General features: G+C 32.8%; 26 protein-coding genes and 2 tRNA genes. 22 read left to right on the top strand and 6 right to left on the bottom strand.

The window, feature by feature from the left end:
• Positions 1-302 precede the first annotated feature (302 nt).
• The 5 genes from AB1410_00140 (at position 303) to AB1410_00120 (ending at position 3,134) form a co-directional block, all read left to right on the top strand.
• Complete coding sequence (locus AB1410_00140; protein ID MEW6455109.1) at positions 303-578, top strand: hypothetical protein; 276 nt, start codon at positions 303-305, stop codon at positions 576-578.
• Positions 579-610: 32 nt separating this feature from the next.
• Positions 611-826 (top strand): helix-turn-helix domain-containing protein, encoded by a 216-nt coding sequence (locus AB1410_00135; protein MEW6455108.1) that lies wholly within the window; start codon positions 611-613, stop codon positions 824-826.
• A complete protein-coding gene (locus AB1410_00130; GenBank protein ID MEW6455107.1) occupies positions 823-1,731 on the top strand; it encodes a tyrosine-type recombinase/integrase in 909 nt (302 codons plus the stop codon). Before AB1410_00135 ends, AB1410_00130 begins: the two co-directional genes overlap by 4 nt.
• A gap of 69 nt (positions 1,732-1,800) precedes the next feature.
• Positions 1,801-2,604: a hypothetical protein gene (locus tag AB1410_00125; protein ID MEW6455106.1), complete on the top strand. Its 804-nt coding sequence runs from the start codon at positions 1,801-1,803 to the stop codon at positions 2,602-2,604.
• Positions 2,605-2,738: 134 nt separating this feature from the next.
• Positions 2,739-3,134, top strand: coding sequence for a hypothetical protein (locus tag AB1410_00120; protein ID MEW6455105.1), 396 nt, complete (start codon positions 2,739-2,741; stop codon positions 3,132-3,134).
• A 510-nt stretch (positions 3,135-3,644) separates the two neighbouring features.
• Here AB1410_00120 and AB1410_00115 read toward each other — a convergent pair.
• Positions 3,645-4,244, bottom strand: a complete 600-nt coding sequence (locus tag AB1410_00115) for a hypothetical protein (GenBank protein ID MEW6455104.1) — start codon at positions 4,242-4,244, stop codon at positions 3,645-3,647.
• Between the two features lie 95 nt (positions 4,245-4,339).
• Here AB1410_00115 and AB1410_00110 point away from each other — a divergent pair, with 95 nt between their 5' ends.
• The 17 genes from AB1410_00110 to AB1410_00030 all read left to right on the top strand — a co-directional run bounded on the left by AB1410_00110 (position 4,340) and on the right by AB1410_00030 (position 13,979).
• Entirely contained in the window at positions 4,340-4,543 is a 204-nt protein-coding gene (locus AB1410_00110; GenBank protein MEW6455103.1) for a helix-turn-helix transcriptional regulator, read from the top strand.
• Between the two features lie 46 nt (positions 4,544-4,589).
• A complete protein-coding gene (locus AB1410_00105) occupies positions 4,590-4,823 on the top strand; it encodes a DUF5659 domain-containing protein (protein MEW6455102.1) in 234 nt (77 codons plus the stop codon).
• Positions 4,824-4,834: 11 nt separating this feature from the next.
• On the top strand, positions 4,835-5,047 hold the full coding sequence (locus AB1410_00100; protein MEW6455101.1) for a hypothetical protein: 213 nt from the start codon (positions 4,835-4,837) through the stop codon (positions 5,045-5,047).
• Positions 5,028-5,885, top strand: coding sequence for a replication protein (locus AB1410_00095; protein ID MEW6455100.1), 858 nt, complete (start codon positions 5,028-5,030; stop codon positions 5,883-5,885). The genes AB1410_00100 and AB1410_00095 overlap by 20 nt, the downstream gene beginning before the upstream one ends.
• Entirely contained in the window at positions 5,882-7,099 is a 1,218-nt protein-coding gene (locus AB1410_00090; protein ID MEW6455099.1) for a DnaB-like helicase C-terminal domain-containing protein, read from the top strand. Before AB1410_00095 ends, AB1410_00090 begins: the two co-directional genes overlap by 4 nt.
• Positions 7,089-7,322 (top strand): hypothetical protein, encoded by a 234-nt coding sequence (locus AB1410_00085; protein MEW6455098.1) that lies wholly within the window; start codon positions 7,089-7,091, stop codon positions 7,320-7,322. The genes AB1410_00090 and AB1410_00085 overlap by 11 nt, the downstream gene beginning before the upstream one ends.
• On the top strand, positions 7,306-7,887 hold the full coding sequence (locus AB1410_00080) for a hypothetical protein (protein ID MEW6455097.1): 582 nt from the start codon (positions 7,306-7,308) through the stop codon (positions 7,885-7,887). The genes AB1410_00085 and AB1410_00080 overlap by 17 nt, the downstream gene beginning before the upstream one ends.
• Entirely contained in the window at positions 7,874-8,425 is a 552-nt protein-coding gene (locus AB1410_00075; GenBank protein ID MEW6455096.1) for a hypothetical protein, read from the top strand. The genes AB1410_00080 and AB1410_00075 overlap by 14 nt, the downstream gene beginning before the upstream one ends.
• Positions 8,418-8,702: a helix-turn-helix domain-containing protein gene (locus tag AB1410_00070; protein ID MEW6455095.1), complete on the top strand. Its 285-nt coding sequence runs from the start codon at positions 8,418-8,420 to the stop codon at positions 8,700-8,702. The genes AB1410_00075 and AB1410_00070 overlap by 8 nt, the downstream gene beginning before the upstream one ends.
• A 128-nt stretch (positions 8,703-8,830) precedes the next feature.
• Positions 8,831-9,985 carry a site-specific integrase gene (locus tag AB1410_00065; protein MEW6455094.1) on the top strand — a complete coding sequence of 385 codons (1,155 nt, stop codon included), beginning with the start codon at positions 8,831-8,833 and terminating at the stop codon, positions 9,983-9,985.
• Positions 9,976-10,047 (top strand) — tRNA-Lys (locus tag AB1410_00060). The genes AB1410_00065 and AB1410_00060 overlap by 10 nt, the downstream gene beginning before the upstream one ends.
• A 5-nt stretch (positions 10,048-10,052) precedes the next feature.
• A tRNA-Glu gene (locus AB1410_00055) sits at positions 10,053-10,127 on the top strand.
• A gap of 73 nt (positions 10,128-10,200) precedes the next feature.
• On the top strand, positions 10,201-11,223 hold the full coding sequence (locus AB1410_00050) for a PfkB family carbohydrate kinase (GenBank protein MEW6455093.1): 1,023 nt from the start codon (positions 10,201-10,203) through the stop codon (positions 11,221-11,223).
• The gene (gene rfaE2 / locus AB1410_00045) at positions 11,198-11,674 is read left to right on the top strand and encodes a D-glycero-beta-D-manno-heptose 1-phosphate adenylyltransferase (GenBank protein ID MEW6455092.1); all 477 of its coding nucleotides are present in this window, start codon (positions 11,198-11,200) and stop codon (positions 11,672-11,674) included. Before AB1410_00050 ends, rfaE2 begins: the two co-directional genes overlap by 26 nt.
• Position 11,675: 1 nt before the next feature.
• Positions 11,676-12,695, top strand: a complete 1,020-nt coding sequence (waaC, locus tag AB1410_00040; protein ID MEW6455091.1) for a lipopolysaccharide heptosyltransferase I — start codon at positions 11,676-11,678, stop codon at positions 12,693-12,695.
• Complete coding sequence (locus AB1410_00035; protein MEW6455090.1) at positions 12,679-13,224, top strand: isoprenylcysteine carboxylmethyltransferase family protein; 546 nt, start codon at positions 12,679-12,681, stop codon at positions 13,222-13,224. Before waaC ends, AB1410_00035 begins: the two co-directional genes overlap by 17 nt.
• The gene (locus AB1410_00030; GenBank protein ID MEW6455089.1) at positions 13,161-13,979 is read left to right on the top strand and encodes a DUF3108 domain-containing protein; all 819 of its coding nucleotides are present in this window, start codon (positions 13,161-13,163) and stop codon (positions 13,977-13,979) included. The genes AB1410_00035 and AB1410_00030 overlap by 64 nt, the downstream gene beginning before the upstream one ends.
• A 38-nt stretch (positions 13,980-14,017) precedes the next feature.
• Here the strand turns inward: AB1410_00030 and AB1410_00025 are convergent, their stop codons facing one another.
• The 5 genes from AB1410_00025 to AB1410_00005 form a co-directional block, all read right to left on the bottom strand.
• Positions 14,018-14,239 (bottom strand): hypothetical protein, encoded by a 222-nt coding sequence (locus AB1410_00025; GenBank protein MEW6455088.1) that lies wholly within the window; start codon positions 14,237-14,239, stop codon positions 14,018-14,020.
• The gene (locus AB1410_00020) at positions 14,236-14,781 is read right to left on the bottom strand and encodes a tetratricopeptide repeat protein (GenBank protein MEW6455087.1); all 546 of its coding nucleotides are present in this window, start codon (positions 14,779-14,781) and stop codon (positions 14,236-14,238) included. Before AB1410_00020 ends, AB1410_00025 begins: the two co-directional genes overlap by 4 nt.
• A 93-nt stretch (positions 14,782-14,874) precedes the next feature.
• Complete coding sequence (locus AB1410_00015; GenBank protein MEW6455086.1) at positions 14,875-15,039, bottom strand: hypothetical protein; 165 nt, start codon at positions 15,037-15,039, stop codon at positions 14,875-14,877.
• 147 nt (positions 15,040-15,186) lie between these two features.
• On the bottom strand, positions 15,187-16,374 hold the full coding sequence (locus AB1410_00010; protein ID MEW6455085.1) for a S41 family peptidase: 1,188 nt from the start codon (positions 16,372-16,374) through the stop codon (positions 15,187-15,189).
• 128 nt (positions 16,375-16,502) lie between these two features.
• A complete protein-coding gene (locus AB1410_00005; GenBank protein ID MEW6455084.1) occupies positions 16,503-19,454 on the bottom strand; it encodes a VWA domain-containing protein in 2,952 nt (983 codons plus the stop codon).
• Positions 19,455-19,798: the final 344 nt, after the last annotated feature.

Genomic DNA, 19,798 nt, shown 5'->3' with positions numbered 1-19,798 from the left:
TAACCAAACCCCTTAAAATCAAAGAAAAGCCAGTATTGACGGGATTTCTCTATACTTTTATAAGTTCCTATAAATTCCTTAAAATACCTATAATTTCCTATAAATTAGACACAAATAGACACAGTCAGAAGTGTCTCAAAAAACCTCTAATTGATTTATTGAGATGAGCAGATGCTGAACTGATAAGGCTTATATTTCAAATTAGCATCGGACTAAAAGTGCAATAAATAGCTTAATTTTTGTAAAATAATGCTTGATTTTCACTAATATTTATGATAATATAAATTTTGAAGGAGGGTAAAATGAATATTTTAGGGGAATTAAGAGAAGACATGGATGAAAAATTTTCTGAAGGGGTTTACGAAAATAAGAAAGTAAAACAAGCAGATGATAAACTCAAGGATTGGTTTGAGAAGATGGAGAAAACCGGGAAGCTATCGACAATAGAAGAATCAGATGAGATATTCAATTTAATCGGAGAATTAACAGTAGCCATTGAGGAAGCTTCAGCTGAATGGGGATTTAAGGTTGGAATTGAAAAAGGATTATCTAAATTACTTCTTTCTTTTATGAGATAAGGATTTATTATAATTAAAATAAAGGACTCAAAATGTTAAAAATTGCAGGAATAAAACTCTATTCCCTGGAAGAGGTCTCGAAACAGTTAGGAATTACTTTAAGAGCAGTAAGAAATTATGTTTATAGTGGAAAGATAAGATTTCAAAAAATAGGTGGTAAGGTTTACATCTCCGAAGAATCATTAAAGGAATTTTTACAAGGCTCTTTCTTTGAAAAGAAAAGGAAAGAAAGGCGTAAGAAGAAATGAGCATAATTCAAATTAAATTCGGCGATTTATCCTCTCTTTCCCTTGAAGAAATCCTCAATAGAATGGATTTGAGAGAATCAACTAAAGAGACTTATTCAAAAGCTCTAAAGGTATTCTCTAATTGGCTATATGAGAATCAAATCGATAAGCCTGGAAAAGAAGATATTATTTCTTTTAAGAATCACCTAAAAGAGAAAAAACTATCTGCCTTTACAATCTCCAGTTATTTAACAGCTTTAAGAAGGCTTTTTACTTTTTTAGAATCTCAAAGGCTTTACCCTGATATAACCAAGGGAATTAAAGGAGTGAAAAAGCCTAAAGGTTATTTTAAATCTCCACTAATACAGTCTCAGATAGTCAAGCTTCTTTCCTCAGTTGATAAGTCTACAATCATAGGTAAAAGAGATTTTGCCATTATTAACCTAATGCTTAGGACTGGATTAAGAACTTGCGAAGTATCCAGAGCTAATATTGAGGATATTATCTTCGATTCAGGAGAATGGATTTTAAAAGTGCAAGGTAAAGGCTCAGACTCTAAAGATGACTTTGTTATCTTGGTTGAAGAATCTTATAAGCCTATTATGGAGTATCTTAATATGAGAAAGAATTATAAACCTTCTGACTCCCTTTTTATTTCTCATTCAGACAGAAGCTTAGGAAAAAGATTGACAATCTCCGGGATAAGAAAAATAATATTTAACAGATTGAAAGAGGCTGGAATAAAAACAAATAAAATATCTGCTTACAGTTTCAGGCATTCCTCAGCAACCTTGGCCTTGATGAATGGGGCGGATATTGTGCAGGTTAAAGACATGCTGAGACATCAGAATATAAATACCACGCTTATATATGCTCATAACCTAAAGAGGATATCTCAGGGGGCAGAGAAATTTGTCAGGTGGTAGATAATTTGATTAAACAATTTACAATTGACAAAAAAGATTTCTAAAATTAAAATCAATAAAGAAAATAAAATGAAAAAGATAACCTTAATCCCAATTTGTGTTTTGTTTCTTTGTCCCGCCTGTAGTGAACTCTTGGAGCGGGAGGGAGCTTTAATACAACCAATACCCCAAAAAATAGATATCCCAGCACCTGAAATAGAAGTTTATAGTGATGAAGAGCTTATGTCGGAATGTCAATTTTTTACAGTTTTTCCGCATAACAAGGGAATAAGCAGGGACTATTTTATTGAAAAAGAATTATTAGAAGAAGTTAAAACCATTTTAGTAAATCACGATTATACATATACAAAGTCTATCCCTTCAGCAGATTTCATTGCAGGTATATATTTTTCAGTTGCCACCTCAGATGTATATATTCCCCCTTCTACAACTTGGCTTCCAGATTTTACCCCAAGTAAAAAAATAACCATTAAAGACGAGTTTGGTTGGAAAGTTGGTTCTCTAAATCTTCCAAGTGAGTTAAAGCTTGTCCCTGTATATCGACCAGGCTATTATAAAGCCTATGTATTTCCTATGGTTACAATTTATTTTGCCGGTCGTTTCTATCTCACGGAAGAGGGGGAATTACTCACTTACAAGGATTACACCATTTATTTAAAAGAAACAAATAGAGGGAAAAATATTAAAACATATGATGATCTTCGAGTTTTTATTAAAAATTATTATGATTCTCGGCTCGTAGTAAAGCCATTGTTAGTAGCAAGTGCAGTAGGATCGTTTGATACTGGTATTCCATTTGATACTATTCTCCTATTAAAGCAATTCATCAACCATATAGATTATAGACTGCCATCTTGCGAAAGAAAAAAATAAGATATATTTTAAAAAGCAATGCTAAACTGTGAAATTGACAAATATTCTTTAATCTGGTAATATTTTATAGAACACGGAAGATAAGTATCCGTGTGGGTGATGCAAAATAAAAAGATATTTAGGGAGGTATTAAAATGGAACCTGAAACTACTGAAGCTTTAATAAAGTCAGCCTCATCATTACTTGCTGGTTTATTTGGCTCTATAGAAGCGAAAAAACAAAGAAAATGGGAAGAAGCACAAAGAAGAAAATATATTTATAGAAGTCCATTTATAGAGAAATTAGACCCAATTATGATGCAGGCTTTATTACAACAATACAAAAGAATGGGAAATTGGGGTTATCCCGAAGGAATGACTATGGATTTTTCTTTTCTGGATAATTTACTCAAAGAATTGCAGGAGAAAAATATAACACCTATTTATAGTGCTCAGAGACCAACTACTCAATTCTTTCCACGGTCTGCTTTAAAAGATTATTATAGATTCTCTTTATTCCCTCTTAGAGGTTTAGGTTTATTTGGGAGATAAAAAAGCTTAAAAATTATATAGAATTGACCTACAAAATCGAGGTAATTTTTTAATCTAATATAATATCTAAAAACATTAGAAAACCTTTATTGTAAGAAGATATATAAGTATTATATGATAATACCATGTGACACTATGTATAATTTAATATTAGGTGGAGTAAAAAGCTATTCGGATATATTACGTTTTTTGACTATGTCGATATATTACAATTTTTAAAATCCTAATTCATTCCTACCTGATTGAGATTTTTTTAAATTGTGTTCCCATAAAGAGTGGATTGCGTGAACACTAAATTATTGATTTTAATAGATTTCCTTTTAAGGATATTCTTTCAAGAAATTAAAAGAGATTAGCTGAAAGGATAGGATATGGTAGGATAGATTAGCCTTCAGCCGAGACCTGGTTAGGGGGGGGTAGCCTTCCCTGCGAAATTCAATATCCTAACATTTGCCGTTATATAAGAAAAATCAGGTCTTTATTAAGAGATTTTAAAGAAAAGGGGGAAGTTTATAATTTGATTGATTGTAATTTATCAATTCCTTTTTCTTTAATAAAAACATTGTATCGAGCTAATAATTCAACATAAAATTGCTTCAATAACTCTCCTTTTGTTTCGAGTAAAAGAAGCCAATTATAGAACTCTAAGAGGTCTTTCTTTGATATGTGGAATTTCCTCTGTATTTCCCTTGAATAAGACTTTAATGGAATATTTTTTTTGATCAAATATTTTAAAATAGAGATAAGAAGTAGAAACTTTTTCGTAATACTTTCAAAATGCCTTTTAGGGACAAAAATCCCTTCAGGAATATCAAGTTTATTTTTTTTATTTACTAACCATCGAGCAAAAAATCTCATCTCTTTAACACATTTCCACAAAAAAAGAATTTTAATGCGATGAATGAAGAAATATTTTCTTTTAAGAGATTTTTTCGTTTTATAACAAAGTGATGAAAGTTCCAATGAGTCACCCCTGATAGGAAGCAATCTTTTTATAAAACTATATCCTCGCTTGAAATCAAAAACTTCTTTACCGCCTTTATCTTTTCTAAAATTTTGCATAAGGATTAGAAATTCAACATTTACATCAGCATCAACTTTTCTAATCATTTCTGTCTGTCACCAAAAATGAGCTATATTGAAAGCAATCACAATAGTTTATTCTAATGTATGAAGCCGAAAAAATCAAGGCTTCAGGAGGCAAAATGCATAGAAACAATTTAAGAAAATTAAGGAAAGAGAGAGGATGGGCTATGGGTCGCCTCTCTGCTGAGTCTGGGGTTTCTTTGTGTTGGGTTGATATGATTGAACTTGGCTATATTAATCCGGGGATGGAAGTCAGGGAGAAGCTGGCAAGGGCATTAAAGGTGCAAGTTGATGAGGTTTTTCCAGTTGAATCAAATAGGTGAGGTTAACTCATGGCTATTGACATTGAAAAAATTTCTTTAAGTGAAAATGAAAAATAAAAATTATTGCACAACAGACTTATATCTTGGGGCATTCCTTAAAGCAAGGGGAGTGAAGCTTTTGAATTCCAGACATGAAAATGGAAAAGTGTTTTTCGTCTTTCAGGATGATGGGGAATGCGAGAAATTAATCCAAGATTTTCTAAATAATCAAGAGGTTAAAATCGGAGATTATCTTCAGGCTTTGGATAATCTGAAGAAGTTAATATTTCGAAATTTTTAGGAGATGATTGTATGAATATTGAAAAAGTAAAAACAGTCAATCTGGAGGACTTCCTTAATAAATATTGTAGAACTTCCTTTAACAAAAGTAATTTAGCAAAAAAGAACAGAAAATTAAAACCCCATAGGAAAAAGTCTGATTTCATTCCCATCGGAGAAGTTATTAATTCCTTAATTGAAGACTTAGAAAAAAGGAGGGAAAGCAATGGCAAATCCACAAGTTGAAAATGGCTACACAAAGATAGCTAATGAAATTGTAGAGGCACTGGCAAAAGCAATGCCGGGATTTACTGAAGGGCAAATTATATGGGCAATTCTCCGTAAAACATATGGTTGGAATAAAAGAGAAGACAAAATTAGTATTTCTCAATTACAAAAAATGACAGGGAAAAGCAGAAGGATGATAATTTATGCTCTCCAGAATCTCGAGGCCAAAAGAATGATTATTATATATCGAAAAAGAAATAGAAATTCTAACGAAATAAGCACCATTAAATTTAATAAGGATTATGACCAATGGGTAGTGCAAGAAAAAACACCTCAATATACGAAAATCCTTGAAAATAGAAGGAATTATTATGCTACCAAGAAGAAAATGGGTAGTGCAAGAAAAATAGGGGTAGTGCAAGAACTTGAAAAAGATATACAAATTCTTGCACCCACAAAAGAAACTATTACAAAAGAAAATATATATAGTCCGAATTCTCAAAAAGAAGAAAAAACTTCCCCTATACAAGATATCTTCTCTTATTGGAACTCTAAGGGAATAATCAAACACCGAGAGTTAACAGCTAACCTTCAGAGTGTAATTAATGCTCGGCTTAAAAAATACTCTCCCGAAGAGATAAAAGAAGCAATTGACAATTACTATACCATCCTAACTGATGATAAGTATTTCTGGACTTACAAATGGACTTTAAAGGAGTTTCTTCAGAGAGGGCTTGAGAAATTCTTAACAGAAAATAAACCATTTGAAAACTATTCAAAATCAGAAACTGGAAACAAGAAACCATCGGCTTATGATTTAACAATGGAAGAACTAAAAAAAGCGGGGTTAAGATGATTTCATTAGAGCAAGCAATAATCGGAACAATGCTAAATGACGATTCTTTATTCAGAGAGGATATCCCAGAAGAGCTTTTTTCTGAACCAGCTAAGCTTATATACAGGGAGATGAAAAAACTCCACAAAGAAGAAGGAAAAACATTCAGCTTGCTGCAAATAATAGAGAACCTGAAAGATGAGATTCCAATAGAATATTTTAATTCTATCTTGAAGAATACCAGCTATATAAACTTTTCAAATGCTGAGAGTGAATTAAAAAGTTTTATAAGGGAACTTCAGGAAACAAAAGTCAAAGAATCTGTTTTTAAAGAGTTGAAAGCATTATCGGAAGAACCAAAATTTGATTTAGAAAGATTCAAAAAGATTCTAACTAAAGCTGATATTCCAGAAACAGAAACAGAGGATTCCTCTATAGAGTTTTGTCTAAAAGAATTTATTGGCCTTACAACATCAAAAAGCCCAGGAATAACTTTGGGATTACCAACAATAGATAGAGCAACAAGAGGATTTAGGTTTGGCGAAATCCTTCTTATCATGGCAAGAACTACAGTAGGAAAAACATTCTTAGCTTTAAACATCCTCAAGAACATAGTTTCAACTCATACCGAAAAAATAGGATTCTTCTCACTGGAAATGCCTAAAGAATCTATCACAGAAAGGCTCTGGCAGATATATTTTAACCTCAATGCTGAGCAAGTTTTAGCGGTTTCTTCAAATTTAGAATATCAGGAAGAATTTTTAAATACTTTCAAAAATGTAGAGATTTTCTCAAACATATACTCAATTGAAGAAATCAGAAGGATAATCAAAAACAAAAACTTAAGGATAATTTTCATCGATTTCCTTGACCTCATCAAAACGGAATTCTTTAGCTCTTTGTATTTGAAAACAACAAGTCTTATAACCGACATCAAGAAATTAGCTAAAGAGGAAAATGTTTTGATTATCTTAGTTCATCAATTATCGAGAGAGGCTGAAGACGGCAGTATTCCGGTGAGGTTAAACATGGCTCGAGACTCCGGAGCAGTTGAGGAGAAATCGGACTTTGTTATAGGCCTCTGGAGACCAGAGATTGATGAAGAAAGCGGAGAGAAATTTAAAAATAAGATGATTGTAAAACTTCTCAAAAACAAAAGAGGAGATACCAAGCTTATGGAATGTCATTTTGATAAACAAACAGGGAGAATTTTGGAGATAACAAATGAGTATTGAGAAAGACCTGGATTTAATAAGTTTGCTGAATATCTATCTTAATTTTGCTACATCAAGAATAAGAAAAGAAAAAGATTCAAACGAAAGAAAAAAACTCTTTGAAGAGTTAGAAATAAGGTTGAAAGAGATAAACGATTATATTGGAAATGAATTAAAAAGAATAAACAGAGAAGCTAAAAAGAGAGAATCAATCGGAGTAATCAGAAATGAGAAAGCTTTGTAAGAACTGCGGTAAAGTAATTGAAAAGGGACTTTCAGGAAAAGAAAATTTTTGTTCAGAGGATTGTAGAAAAAATTATAAGCATGACTATCAGAAAAAATGGATAAAAAATAAGAGAGGAAAACAGGCCAAAAATAGGCCTGATTTAGCGTCGATATACCGAAAAGTCCAAAAACACAGAAAATCCAATACAGATAAGGATTTATCTTATCGACAGGAATCAAGCAGGGATATAATATCGAATTTTGGCAATTTTGAAAATGTCGATAGCTATGATTCAATACTGGCAAGGCTTCCCGAAGGCAAAAAATTGAGGTCTGAGACTTTTTTTGACTCCTTAAAAATAAAAAAAAGATTTTCAACAGAAATCAAAGGGATTGAGATATTTTGTGATAAAGCCTCCGAAAGTGTCTATCCTATCACTCTTCGAAAGGGAAACATTGTTATGACAATAGGGTTTCTAAAGACAAAAGAACAGGCAAAACTTATCGTGGAAACTTTGGTTAATAGTTTAGAATACATGAAAAATATCTGGAGAGAGGGAAAGGAAAATTATGAATTACGATAGAGATTACGATAGAGCTTTTGATTCCTTAAAGCACTTATTCGAAGAATTTATTCAGAAGAGATTTGATGAGAAGCAAAACGAAGCTTACTTAGATGTTTATAAAGTTCCCATTAAAGAATCTTCACTAAATCCCCTTGATTTACTGGAAAAGGCAATTGCCTCTTGTGGGGGTTTAAGAAAATTAGCAAGAGAGATTGAATATTCTCCTTCTTACCTCTCTCAGTGTTTACACGGTAAAAAGCCTTTATCTAAAAGGATAGTGAACGCAATCAAAGATAAATTAAAAAATAAAGGAAACAGTATTTTAGAAAAAGTAAACAAAGAGCCTGAAAAAGTGTTTACCTATACCACTGAAAAAGACTTAGTCAGAGAAAAAATAAGGGAATTGAAAGCAAGTTATCTTAATAAAATAGTTAAATCAAGGATTGGCAAAGACTATATTAGAGCCAATGATTTGAGGAAAGAGTTAGAAGAACTTGGTATTTTGATATGGGAGCAGGAAATATTTGAGAAGATTAGGGAGATATTAGGTGAATAAAGAGATTCTTACCCTGGAAGAGACAGCCGAATATTTGAGCCTATCACTTTCTACTGTAAAGAAATGGGCGTGGAAAAGGTCTATCCCTGTTTGTAAATTAGGAGAAGGAAGAAAAGCACCTCTAAGGGTCAGGAAAAAGGCTTTGGATGAATGGTTGGAGAAAAGGACTCAGTATAATTTGGAGATAGATTCAATTCCAGAGAAAACAAAAAAGGCAAAAAAATTAACCAAGAACGAGGATTTGGATGAATTCTTCGAAAGAATCAAAAATAACTAAAGCTATGATTTTTCAAGATTCAGGGTTAATGATTTATATAGGGTTTCTCCTAAATCTCCTCTCTAATCGCATTGTAGTTGATATTTTTGAGGAAATTTGATATGAATCTCACCGATGAGTCAGAGAAAATGGGTAAAAGGAGAACAAGACGTCCCTACGGGACTGGCTCAATTTTTTTAAGGGGCAAAAAGTTTTGGATTGCTTATTATTTCAATGGAAGGCGGGTGAGAGAGGGTGGATTTGAATCAAAATCAGATGCAGAGAAGGTCATGAAGATGAGACAAGGAGACATCTATCAGCAAAGATACAAATTGCCAAGACAGGTTAAAATCTCCTTTATGGAAATGGTAGAGAAATATTTTGAATGGGCTAAGATTAACAGAAAAAGTTGGCCTAACGATATCCATTTAGCTAAACATCTAAGCGGTTATTTTTCTGGATTTAAATTATCTCAAATAACAAACTTTTTAGTAGAACAATACAAAATAGAAAGGAAAAAGGAAATTAAGATTTCGCCAGTAAAAAAGATTAAAAAAACTCCTTCTAACGCAACAATAAATCGAGAATTGGCCTTATTGAAGCGAATGTTTAACCTTGCTATTAAATGGGAATTAGCTGATTCAAATCCAGTAAAAGGGATTAGGTTTCTGAAAGAAGAACCGAGAGAGAAAATCTTAACTCCAGAGGAAATCAAAAAATTACTCCAGGAATCAAACGGCCATCTTAAACCGATTATTATTACTGCACTAAATACAGGAATGAGACTAAGGGAGATTCTTTATCTTAGGTGGGGACAGGTGAATTTCCAGGAAGGATTTATCCATATCACTCACTCAAAAAACGGTAAGATAAGAAGAATTCCAATGAATTCCATGTTATTAGAAACTTTAAAGAACATTAGAAGAATCAATGAGTATGTATTTATCGATGAAAGAAACGGTAAGCCGATGCACTCAATAAGAAGGTCGTTTGAAAATGCATGCAGAAGAGCTAAAATAATAGGATTTCGATTTCACGATTTGAGGCATACTTTTTCTACCTACACTATTCAAAGAAATTGTGATATAATATCTCTTAAGGAAATATTAGGACATGCAGATATAAGAATGACATCAAGATATAGCCATGCTACTATGGAAGGCTTAAGAAAAACAGTTAATTCAATTCTTCCTGTGATGAGTGAAGAGACTCAAGAAAAAATAGACGCAAATTATCCACAATTGGAAGTTTTGGAAAACATTGACTTTAGGAAATCCTTTATTAATAATAATTCGGCCCGTTAGCTCAGAGGGAGAGCACCTGCCTTTTAAGCAGGGAGTCGCTGGTTCGAGTCCAGCACGGGTCAAAAATGCCCCTATCGTCTAGTCTGGACTAGGACATCGCCCTTTCAAGGCGGCAACACCGGTTCAAATCCGGTTGGGGGCGCTCCAGCACACTATTAATTTTACTTTTAAATTGACATAGAAGTTTCATTCTGTTATCTTTGCCTATTGTATAAATGATTGATAAAAAAAGTTTTTTTAAAATAATCGAGCAGTTTGAGGATAAAAAAATTGTTGTGTGGGGTGATTTCATTCTTGACGAATTCATCTACACTCGAACATCGAGAGTTTCGAGGGAAGCTCCTGTTATCATACTAAAATTTGAAAAAAAGGAATTGGATCTCGGAGGAGCTGCTAATTCTATAAAAAATATACTGGAGTTAGGTGGAAACCCAATTCCGATTGGATTTATCGGTAAAGATTCTTCGGGAGAGAAACTAAAAGAGCTCTTTTCAAGAAAGAAAATAGAGACAAAGTATCTCATCGAAAAGAACGATTATAAAACACCAACGAAAACAAGAATTCTCGCAGGAGGAGAACATACCTATAAACAACAGGTTTTGCGCATCGATTATGAAGCCCAGTGGAATATGAATAAACACGATAAAGAATGTTTGATAAGAAATTTAAAATCAGCTTTAGTCAAAAGCGATGCTCTCATTATTTCTGATTATGACTACGGAAATATACCTAAATCTGTTTCTGATTTAATCATTAACCATGCAAAAAAAATGAAAATACCAGTATCCCTTGATTCAAGACACAGATTGCTTGATTTTTATGGGGTAACGGTAGCAACTCCGAATGAACCTGAGGTGGAAGAATGTTTAAAAGTGTTCATGGGTGAAAATGAAGATAAAATCATAAAGTCAGGAGAATTTATCATGAAAAAATTAGGTTCTCCTGCCCTTCTTATCACAAGGGGCTACAAAGGTATGATACTTTTCCAGAGAAATTCCAAACCTTTATCCATTCCAGTGTTCGGTTCGACTGACATTGTTGATGTTACAGGTGCAGGAGACACTGTCATAAGCACATTCACTCTCTCGCTTGTGTCTGGAGGAAATTTTTATCAATCAGCCATTTTATCAAATTTAGCCGGAGGGGTAGTTGTGATGAAGAAAGGAGCTGCCACATTAACCCGAAATGAATTAAAAGAAACTGTAAATAAGTATGTCAAAACTATTTCCTCTCGATAAGCTTAAAAAATTAATTCAGAATGAGAAATTAAAGGGAAAAAAAATTGTGTTGGCTAACGGCTGTTTTGATATAATCCATATCGGACACATAAGATATTTAAAAGAAGCAAAAGAAAAAGGTGACATTCTCGTAGTAGCAATTAATTCTGATAAATCCGTCAAAAAATTAAAGGGAAATATAAGGCCATTATTAAATGAGAAAGAAAGAGCTGAGATTTTATCCTCCTTTTATTTTGTAGATTATGTTACTGTATTTAATGAAAATAATGTGGGAAAAGTTCTTTTAGAATTAAAACCAGATATTCATTGTAAAGGAGGCGACTATACAGAGGAGACGGTTCCTGAGAAAGAAATCGTAAAAAGCTATGGAGGAAAAGTTATGATTGTTGGAGGTGATAAAATAAAATCATCTTCAGAAATTATCGGGAAGATAAAAAAATTATCTAATTAATATGGAATTTAAAAAAATATTGATAGTAAAATTAAGTTCGCTCGGCGATATAATTCATACCCTTCCATCTTTTTATCTTATAAGAAAAAAATTCCCTTCTTCCAGGATAGCATGGGTTACCGAAAAGAAGGGGAGCGAAATTTTAAGTATGGTAAAAAATCTCGATTCAATCATAATAGCCGACACATTAAACTGGAGAAAAAAACCATTTTCAAAAAATACATTAAAGGAAATTAGAAATTTTTTTAAGAAAATTAGAAATGGTTTTGACCTGGCAGTCGATTTTCAGGGGACGGTCAAGTCTTCGATAATCTCCTATCTTTCAGGAACAAAAATTAGAGTCGGATTTGGAAATAACAATCTAAAGGAGCCCATATCCTCTATTTTTTACAACAAAAAATTGAACACAATTTCCGAAAAAATCCATGTCATAGATAAAAACAAAAGACTTCTTTCCCTGATTGGAATAAATAACGAAAAAGTAGATAGCTTAGAAGATATTTTTGTTCAACAAGTTGAACCTTTTAATAAAAAGGATGCTTCTTATATAATCCTGAATGTAGGCGCAAATTGGGAAACAAAAAGATGGGCTCCTGAAAAATTCGGTTTACTCGGAAAAAGACTAAAAGAAAAAGGATTAAATCCAGTGATCCTCTGGGGAAATGAAATGGAAAGGAGATTGGCTAAGAGAGCATCTTCAATTGGAAACATCCCACTTGTTCCTTACATGCCTATCAAAAGGATAATAGATTATATAAGAAATGCAGATCTTGTAGTAAGTGGAGACACCCTTGCCCTTCACATCTCGTCTCTCTTTTCTGTTCCATCTGTGGGTATATATGGTCCTTCGGATCCAGAAAAAAATGGCCCGTTCCACAAAAATTCGTCTGTTATTTTTAAAAATATTCCATGCAGTTTCTGCTACAAGAAAAAATGCAAGAACCTCGAGTGTTTGAAAGAAATTCAAGTTGAGGAAGTAGAAAAAGAGGTTCTAAGAATTTTAAATGAAACAAAAAATTGAAAATTTTTTTATAGCGAATAGAATCTCATCTGGATTTGTAATTGTTCTTATAATTATTTTGATTTCAAAGCCAACTTTAACATCCCTTCTCATGGGAGCAATTATAGGTATATTAGGTCTATTAATAAGGGCCTGGTCATCGGGCCATTTAATAAAGGACAAATCATTAACAACATCCGGTCCTTACAGATTTACACGCCATCCTCTCTACTTTGGAAATCTTCTTTTAGGGATTGGATTTATAATTAGCTCCAATTCATTTTATGGACTAATTCTCTTCATCATATATTTTTTATTATTTTACATTCCAATCATTAAATTAGAAGAGAAAAAAATGGATAATTTTTTTTCTGATAAATTCGGGGAGTATAAAGACAAAGTTCCTGTAATCTTTCCAATATTTAAACCTTACAAAAATTCATCAAATAAAAAATTCTCCTGGTTTCTTTATTTTAAAAATAGAGAATGGAGAGCATCCATCGGGTTTATAACAATATGGTTGATTCTTATCATAAAATCATATCTTTAAAATTCTTTATAATTCTGTTCTTTACCGTCAGGGCTTTTTCTCAATTCCCTTTTCAACCAGGCGAAAAAATGAAATATGAAATTAGTTGGACTTTTTTAAAAGCTGGCATTGCAGAATTTTACATGGAAAAGGCTAAAAATCCAAATCCAGAAATGTTTCATATTGTTTTAAAAGCAAAAAGCATTGGAATTATATCAAGCTTTTTTTTCGTCGATGACCATATCGAATCCTTTGTGGATTTCCACTCTTTTTGTTCCCATAAAGCAATTAAACATCAGAGAGAGGGAAGATGGGTTTCTGATGAGATTTCAGAGTTTGACTATGATAATTCTAAGATTTATTTCAAACAGAATAAAATAACTAAAAGAGGATTGGAAAAAAATGACCTAACTTATGAGCTTGGGTTTCCCTGCATCCAGGATGTTCTTTCCTGTTTTTACTATTTCCGCATATTGCCTTTAAAAATCGACGCCTTTTATGAAATTCCTGTTTTCGATAGAAAGAGAAAAAGTATCGTAAAAGTCAGAGTTAAAGAAAAAGAATCAATAAAAACTCCTTTTGGCGAATTTGATTGTTTTGTTCTCGAAATTTTGTCTGGACTCAGAGGGTCCTTTCAGACAAGCAAAGGAAAACTCTTCATCTGGATAACAGAAGATGAAAAAAGAATCCCTGTAAGATTTAAAAGCAGTTTCACGATTGGCTACAGTGTTGCTGAACTGATTGAATATCAGGAAGGGAATAAAATTAATGAATGAGAATCTTCGCTTCTTTTCCTTTTGAAGCTATTCTATATTCATTCAATATAATTAAGGATACCGAAAAGAGCAAAACATAGGATATTCAAAAGCCCATAGTTTTTCTCAACAATAACATCATCGATAATGAACATTGTGATTAAGGGAAGAGGAAGCTCAAGAAGGGAGGTTGAGAACATCAATATGGCTGATTCAATTATTCTTGATGTGTAGGGTTTGAAATATTTTATAAACCTAAAGAGGTTGGAATCCTTGTTCATTTTTTTCTAAGTTCTTTTAAGAACTCCTTTGCCTCCCGTTCATTCTTAGTTCCATTCTTAATAGCGCTTTCGAAATGATATATGGCTTTTTCCTTATTTTCTAAACCCATATAAATTTTTCCAAGCTCATAGTGGATTTCAGCATCAGAAGGGATGACTTTTAATGCCTCTTCAAATTCTTTAATTGCTTTCTCTTTAAGCCCTTTATCTATATATAAGAATCCAAGGTATTTACGGGCATAGAAATATGGTTGCGTCTCCTTAACAAAAACGAGGATTTCCATCCTTTCGCCCTTTACCCTCTCTTCAGCCTCCTTTCCTTTGTTCTTAACTTTTCCATGTTCAGCTACAAATCTCCAATGCTTTTCTGCATTCTCTTTATCTTCCAAGGCATCATAGGCTGAACCAAGATTGTAATATCCAATAAGATAATCTCGATCTATTTCTATAGCTTTCCTATATTCTTGCACCGCCTCATAATATCTTTTCTGTTTATAGAGTATATTCCCAAGCTGATTATGAGCCCAATGGCCTACTAAAATAGATTAAAAAGTTCTCATCATTGCTTTCTACCTTTATTCAATTTCATATTATGCTTATTCAAAACCCTTCGCAGTACTGGTCACATCCACCTATCAGTCAATCACACAGAGTTGACTGCATAATAATTCACAATATGGGTTGCATACTACACCACACACTACAGAACAAACCTCAGGACAGTCGATCCAGCAGTAATCTGCACATCTTCCAGGGTCTCCTGGACAATTAGGAGTGACTCCTTCATTCCCCAAAATCATGTACTACATCTCTATCTCCTTTCTTTTTTATTTTTAAGAGGTTTTAATCCTCTTTTCAATCTGAGTTGATAATTTATTCTCAACATTTCTATTAAATAATACTTCCATGGTTAGTAATTCTTCTTTTTTGTTACTTTGTTTATTCTATTATTTTATCTTTGAAATCTTCAATTTCAAAATTTCAATAGCTTTTTCAATGTCTTCATCTTCATTATCTACTTGAATATCTGATGTAATACCTCGACCTTCAACACTTTCTCCATTCAATCGGATAAAATCTCCTGTTGAAAATCGAGCTAATATGCCTCCTGAAAGTTTTATAAATCCAGGAAGCCCCATTATCCCGGAAGTTTTCCTTCCAACTAATATAGCCCTTCCTGAATCTCTCATGGAAATTGTAAAAAGTTCACATGCACTTGCACACCAAAAATCAATTAAAATAACCACTGGCTTTTTATAAGTTTTTCCCCTTGGCTTAATAATATAATTAAATACATTTTTGAATCCTTCACTTGGAATATATTTTGGCATTTTATAAGCCGAAGTACCTATTTTAATCTTATATTCTATAAATCTTCCTACTATCCAATCTGAAATTTCTGAACTTCCTCCTGGATTACCTCTGACATCTATGATAAGACCTTTGCTTCTAAATAAATCTTTTAATGCCTCGTCAAATTCTTTAATAATATTTTTCCCGGAAAATGCTGATATTCTTATGTAACCAATTTCATCATCTAAAAACTTATAAATAATTTTATTTTCAACGGGTTTCTTCTCTTTTATTAATCTTTTAACCTCAATTGTTTTAATTGTATTATCCATGTCTTTTAAAGTAAGAGAAATAGATATATTTGCTTTCCCATGAAAGAAAAGAACTCGAAGTTTCCATTGCGGTTTTTTGAAATAAATTGGAAGGGAGTTAATGTAATTGGATACTGAAGAACCATTTACTCCTGTTATTTCATATCCTTTCTTCAATCCTCTATTCTCTGCTGGAGAACCTTTTTCAACATAATCTACAATCACTCTATTTTCTTTTAATGTAATAAATGCTCCAATACCAATCAAATTAAAAGGAGGTTTAATAATATCTGCATGCCCATCATCTAATCCTGCTAACATATCCCTCAAAATTGAGATATATTCTTCGTCATCTATTGAATCTAAAGAAGATTGGATAATGTATCTATATTTTTTATAAATTTCATCCCACTCGATATTTCTCATTTCAAAAAAAGGAAATTGCTCTTTTACTGATTTATAAAGTTTTTCAAAATTCTTGATCCTCTCTTCCTTAGTTAAGCTCCAAAGAAAAGAGCTTATTAAAAACAATAAAACAATTAAAACTCTTTTTTTCCTTTTTTTAAATATGGCTTTTTCCCTCCTACTTGCACTTTATTTCTCTTTCGGTCTCTCATTGAAGAAATTTAAAATATTGATTATGAATTTTTTTATTATATTTAAGGGGTGATTCTTACTTTAATTACTTTCTCAATACGATCTTGAGGTGAATGAATTACTAATCTATAATCTCCCGGAAAAATTCCATGAAAATCCAAAAGGTAAATTTCATTGAATATTTTTGTCTTCTTATCGAAGTAAGACTCGATCTTCTGGGAGAATGTATTTGAAATAAGTTCTTCATCTTTATAAAGAGAAAATCGGAAGGAAAAGTCTTTGGATTCATCTGGATTATAAATCTGTAAAAATAGAGCTATTTTTGATCCTTCCCTAAATTCATTGTCAACCAATGGGAAAAAATTGGCTTTCGAAAGATTTAGAGCGCCGTCTCTCTTAGAAATTGTAAATGGAGCACCATCGCTACTTATATCGCTTCTTATGAAACCTAAAATGGAATTGAGGATACTCGCATGCCCCTCTCTCTTCAGTTCGGGTATCTTCAAAGTAGCTTCCCATCCAGCAATTCTATCTTCACCATGTCTTAGAATAATTAAACCACTATACTCTCCGGGTTTTAGTTTTAGTTCTGAGGTTCCAAAAGCATAGTATAAGAAAGGGGAACCTTTTTTAATGGCATCCCTTACCCTGAGCTTTGTCTCGCCTATATGAAACTTCTCTCCCTTTTCTTCCTTTATACCGAACATAACAGTAAGCTCCTCAGGAGAATCTTTAAAATTTTGGAATTGGTTCAAAGGAATCGCTAATCTCATCCAGAATTGGGGAACTTCACTTTCGAGAAAGAGGCTATTCATTTTACAGGAAAAGGTGATGTCCCTGAAGAAAGATGGAGAAAGAAATGCTAAAGCAATGTTTCTTCTCTCAAGCTCTTTTTCAGTAAAATCCATATAACCTTTTTTGTATCTTACAATAAGATCGGGTCTTTTCACTTTTATTTTTACTTTGTGAAACTTTCCATCCTTCTCTTCTCTGAGAGGCTTATAGGCTATTTCGTAGAAGTGTGTGAGGTCTCTTTCAAGGTATTTAACAAATTCTTCATATTTTTTTTTATCTCTCAGATAAAGGCCCCCTGTCTCCTCTGCTATTTTTTCAATTGTGTAAAGCTCTCCCGTCCATTGTTGTATTTCATCTTTCCAGAATATTTGAGATGCGCCAGGTCCCCATGGAAGCTCACCGTAATCAAGCGTTAGTTCTAGTCCCTTCGGGGAAAGAGTGTAAAAAGTTATATTTTCTTCGTTGATCAATTTTAAAAATCTATCAAAAACTTCACGAGAGTCGAAGTATTTTTTTCCATCAAATATCTCAAAAGGATCGAATAATTTAACAATCCTACTTCTAACAGAAAATCCATCACTTATAAGAAGCACTATCTTTATACCATCGAATCCTCTTATATAATTTATAGCAGTCAAAAAAGCACTAAACGACCGTTCAAGTCTTCTTCTTATTGCAAGGCTTCTTTCCAAGATTACTGATTCCGTGAAGAAATGATGGCTTGACATGAATCTATTCTCGATACTTAACTTAGCATCTTTTTCAATTTCTTTCATTGTTCTTTCTGAGGTTTGCTTTTCTATCTCTTTCCATAAGTCCCCTTTGAACTCTGATATTTGAGTAAGAATTGAACTCCTTTCTGAGGAAAATGGTTGGATTATTCTAACGCCATATTCTGGATTCAATTCCATTATTGAGATTTCCTTTGTTTTTTCTAAAAGTGTTTTCAACATCTTTTCAATTTCTGGTAAACTGCGAAGAAGAAAGAGAGGATTGTTATTAATATTATCGAATAAAATAATCAATCTCTTCTCACGAGCGGAAGGTTCTTTAGCTTCTTCAATTGTTTCTGATTTTTTTATTTCGATAAGTTCTTTTGCAGGTTTTACCACATTAAAATAGTGAATTTTAACCTTCTTTCCATCCTCATATACCTCAAAATCATCCTTTGTAAGATCCTCAATGAAATTTCCTTTTTTATCACTGACAAAAACCTCTATTAATACGAGTTCCACCCTGACTTCATGATCTATGGGTTTAATCTTTTCTTTTAAAAATTTCTTTGCGGGATGGTGTCCTAAGCCCGCTGATCTCTTTAAATCCAATATTGCTTTTTCTATCAAGCCGAGATGATAGTAGCTGATTCCTCTTCTGTAAAGTGTCTCCGCATCGTCAGGATTCAGTCTTAAAGCCTCGCTGAAATCCTCTATCGCTTTTTGATATTCTTCTCGTTTCTCATAACAAATACCTCTGTTGAAATATGCTTCTTTATAATAAGGATTAAATTTTACAGCCTGCGTGAAATCCATTATAGCCATCTCATATTCCTCCAATTCTGAATAGGCAATTCCGCGATTGTTGTAAATTTCAGCATTTAAAGGATTTAAATCTATCGCCTTTGTAAAATCTTTAATAGCTTTTTCATATTCTCCATCTTCAGAATAAAGAAGCCCTCGGTTTAAATATGAACTCCAGAATTCAGGATTAATTTCCAATGCCTTTACAAAATCCTCTAATGCCTTCTCCTTTAATCCCATCCTTAGATAAGCCATTCCCCGTAGATCATATGCTTCTGGAGATTTTGGATTTAAGCTCACCTCTTTTGTGAAATCTTCAATTGCTTTATCATATTCTCCTATTTCTAAATAAGCTAAACCCCTGTTGTGTAATGATTGAGGATACCCCTTTTCTAATCTTATGGCTTCAGTATAATCCTCAATTGCCCTATCGTATTCGCCTGAGTTGTAATAAGCTACCCCACGATTGTTGAATGCTTCCTCATATTTAGGATTTAGCTTTATTGCCTCTGTGAAATCTTCTATTGCTTTATTGTATTCTTTTAGCTCACTGTAAGCAATCCCACGAAGGTTAAATACTATGGCAAGGGAAAATTTCTTTGCAGGCTTTGACCATGATTTTATGGACTTAGAGAGATACTCTATTGCTTCATGATAGTTTTTATTATTCAGGGCTCTCTCACCTTTTTTGTAAAAATTCAAAAAATCACTGGAGAAAGAATAGTTAAATAAAAGTAAGAAAAGGATGAGAAAAAAGTTTATTTTAAGTGAGAATGGAAGGAATGTGCTTTTCAATTTATTTATATTTTAAAAAATCGAGTAATTCTTTAGCCTTTTCCTGATTTTGACCTCCCAATGATATATGTTTTTCCAGATAAAATTTTGCCTTTTCCCAAGATTTTTTATCGAAATATACTCTTCTGTATATTCCGATCCAAAGTGGCCATCGATTCCGATTCAAACCGGCCACTGATTCTGATTGAAAGTGGCCACCCATTCCGATTTATTCCGGCCACTTTTTCGATGAAATCAGAATTTGAAAAAGT

Source organism: Acidobacteriota bacterium (assembly GCA_040756905.1).
Lineage (GTDB): Bacteria > Acidobacteriota > Aminicenantia > JBFLYD01 > JBFLYD01 > JBFLYD01.
The sequence above is the reverse complement of the archived record's forward strand: the minus strand, read 5'-3'. Positions and strand labels throughout refer to the sequence as shown.

Excerpts from the sequence above, each read along its gene's own strand:
- AB1410_00140 (MEW6455109.1), top strand. The coding sequence starts at position 303 with ATGAATATTTTAGGGGAATTAAGAGAAGACATGGATGAAAAATTTTCT.
- AB1410_00135 (MEW6455108.1), top strand. The coding sequence starts at position 611 with ATGTTAAAAATTGCAGGAATAAAACTCTATTCCCTGGAAGAGGTCTCG.
- AB1410_00130 (MEW6455107.1), top strand. The coding sequence starts at position 823 with ATGAGCATAATTCAAATTAAATTCGGCGATTTATCCTCTCTTTCCCTT.
- AB1410_00125 (MEW6455106.1), top strand. The coding sequence starts at position 1,801 with ATGAAAAAGATAACCTTAATCCCAATTTGTGTTTTGTTTCTTTGTCCC.
- AB1410_00120 (MEW6455105.1), top strand. The coding sequence starts at position 2,739 with ATGGAACCTGAAACTACTGAAGCTTTAATAAAGTCAGCCTCATCATTA.
- AB1410_00115 (MEW6455104.1), bottom strand. The coding sequence starts at position 4,244 with ATGATTAGAAAAGTTGATGCTGATGTAAATGTTGAATTTCTAATCCTT.
- AB1410_00110 (MEW6455103.1), top strand. The coding sequence starts at position 4,340 with ATGCATAGAAACAATTTAAGAAAATTAAGGAAAGAGAGAGGATGGGCT.
- AB1410_00105 (MEW6455102.1), top strand. The coding sequence starts at position 4,590 with ATGAAAAATAAAAATTATTGCACAACAGACTTATATCTTGGGGCATTC.
- AB1410_00100 (MEW6455101.1), top strand. The coding sequence starts at position 4,835 with ATGAATATTGAAAAAGTAAAAACAGTCAATCTGGAGGACTTCCTTAAT.
- AB1410_00095 (MEW6455100.1), top strand. The coding sequence starts at position 5,028 with ATGGCAAATCCACAAGTTGAAAATGGCTACACAAAGATAGCTAATGAA.
- AB1410_00090 (MEW6455099.1), top strand. The coding sequence starts at position 5,882 with ATGATTTCATTAGAGCAAGCAATAATCGGAACAATGCTAAATGACGAT.
- AB1410_00085 (MEW6455098.1), top strand. The coding sequence starts at position 7,089 with ATGAGTATTGAGAAAGACCTGGATTTAATAAGTTTGCTGAATATCTAT.
- AB1410_00080 (MEW6455097.1), top strand. The coding sequence starts at position 7,306 with ATGAGAAAGCTTTGTAAGAACTGCGGTAAAGTAATTGAAAAGGGACTT.
- AB1410_00075 (MEW6455096.1), top strand. The coding sequence starts at position 7,874 with ATGAATTACGATAGAGATTACGATAGAGCTTTTGATTCCTTAAAGCAC.
- AB1410_00065 (MEW6455094.1), top strand. The coding sequence starts at position 8,831 with ATGGGTAAAAGGAGAACAAGACGTCCCTACGGGACTGGCTCAATTTTT.
- AB1410_00050 (MEW6455093.1), top strand. The coding sequence starts at position 10,201 with ATGATTGATAAAAAAAGTTTTTTTAAAATAATCGAGCAGTTTGAGGAT.
- rfaE2 (MEW6455092.1), top strand. The coding sequence starts at position 11,198 with ATGTCAAAACTATTTCCTCTCGATAAGCTTAAAAAATTAATTCAGAAT.
- waaC (MEW6455091.1), top strand. The coding sequence starts at position 11,676 with ATGGAATTTAAAAAAATATTGATAGTAAAATTAAGTTCGCTCGGCGAT.
- AB1410_00035 (MEW6455090.1), top strand. The coding sequence starts at position 12,679 with ATGAAACAAAAAATTGAAAATTTTTTTATAGCGAATAGAATCTCATCT.
- AB1410_00030 (MEW6455089.1), top strand. The coding sequence starts at position 13,161 with ATGGAGAGCATCCATCGGGTTTATAACAATATGGTTGATTCTTATCAT.
- AB1410_00025 (MEW6455088.1), bottom strand. The coding sequence starts at position 14,239 with ATGAACAAGGATTCCAACCTCTTTAGGTTTATAAAATATTTCAAACCC.
- AB1410_00015 (MEW6455086.1), bottom strand. The coding sequence starts at position 15,039 with ATGATTTTGGGGAATGAAGGAGTCACTCCTAATTGTCCAGGAGACCCT.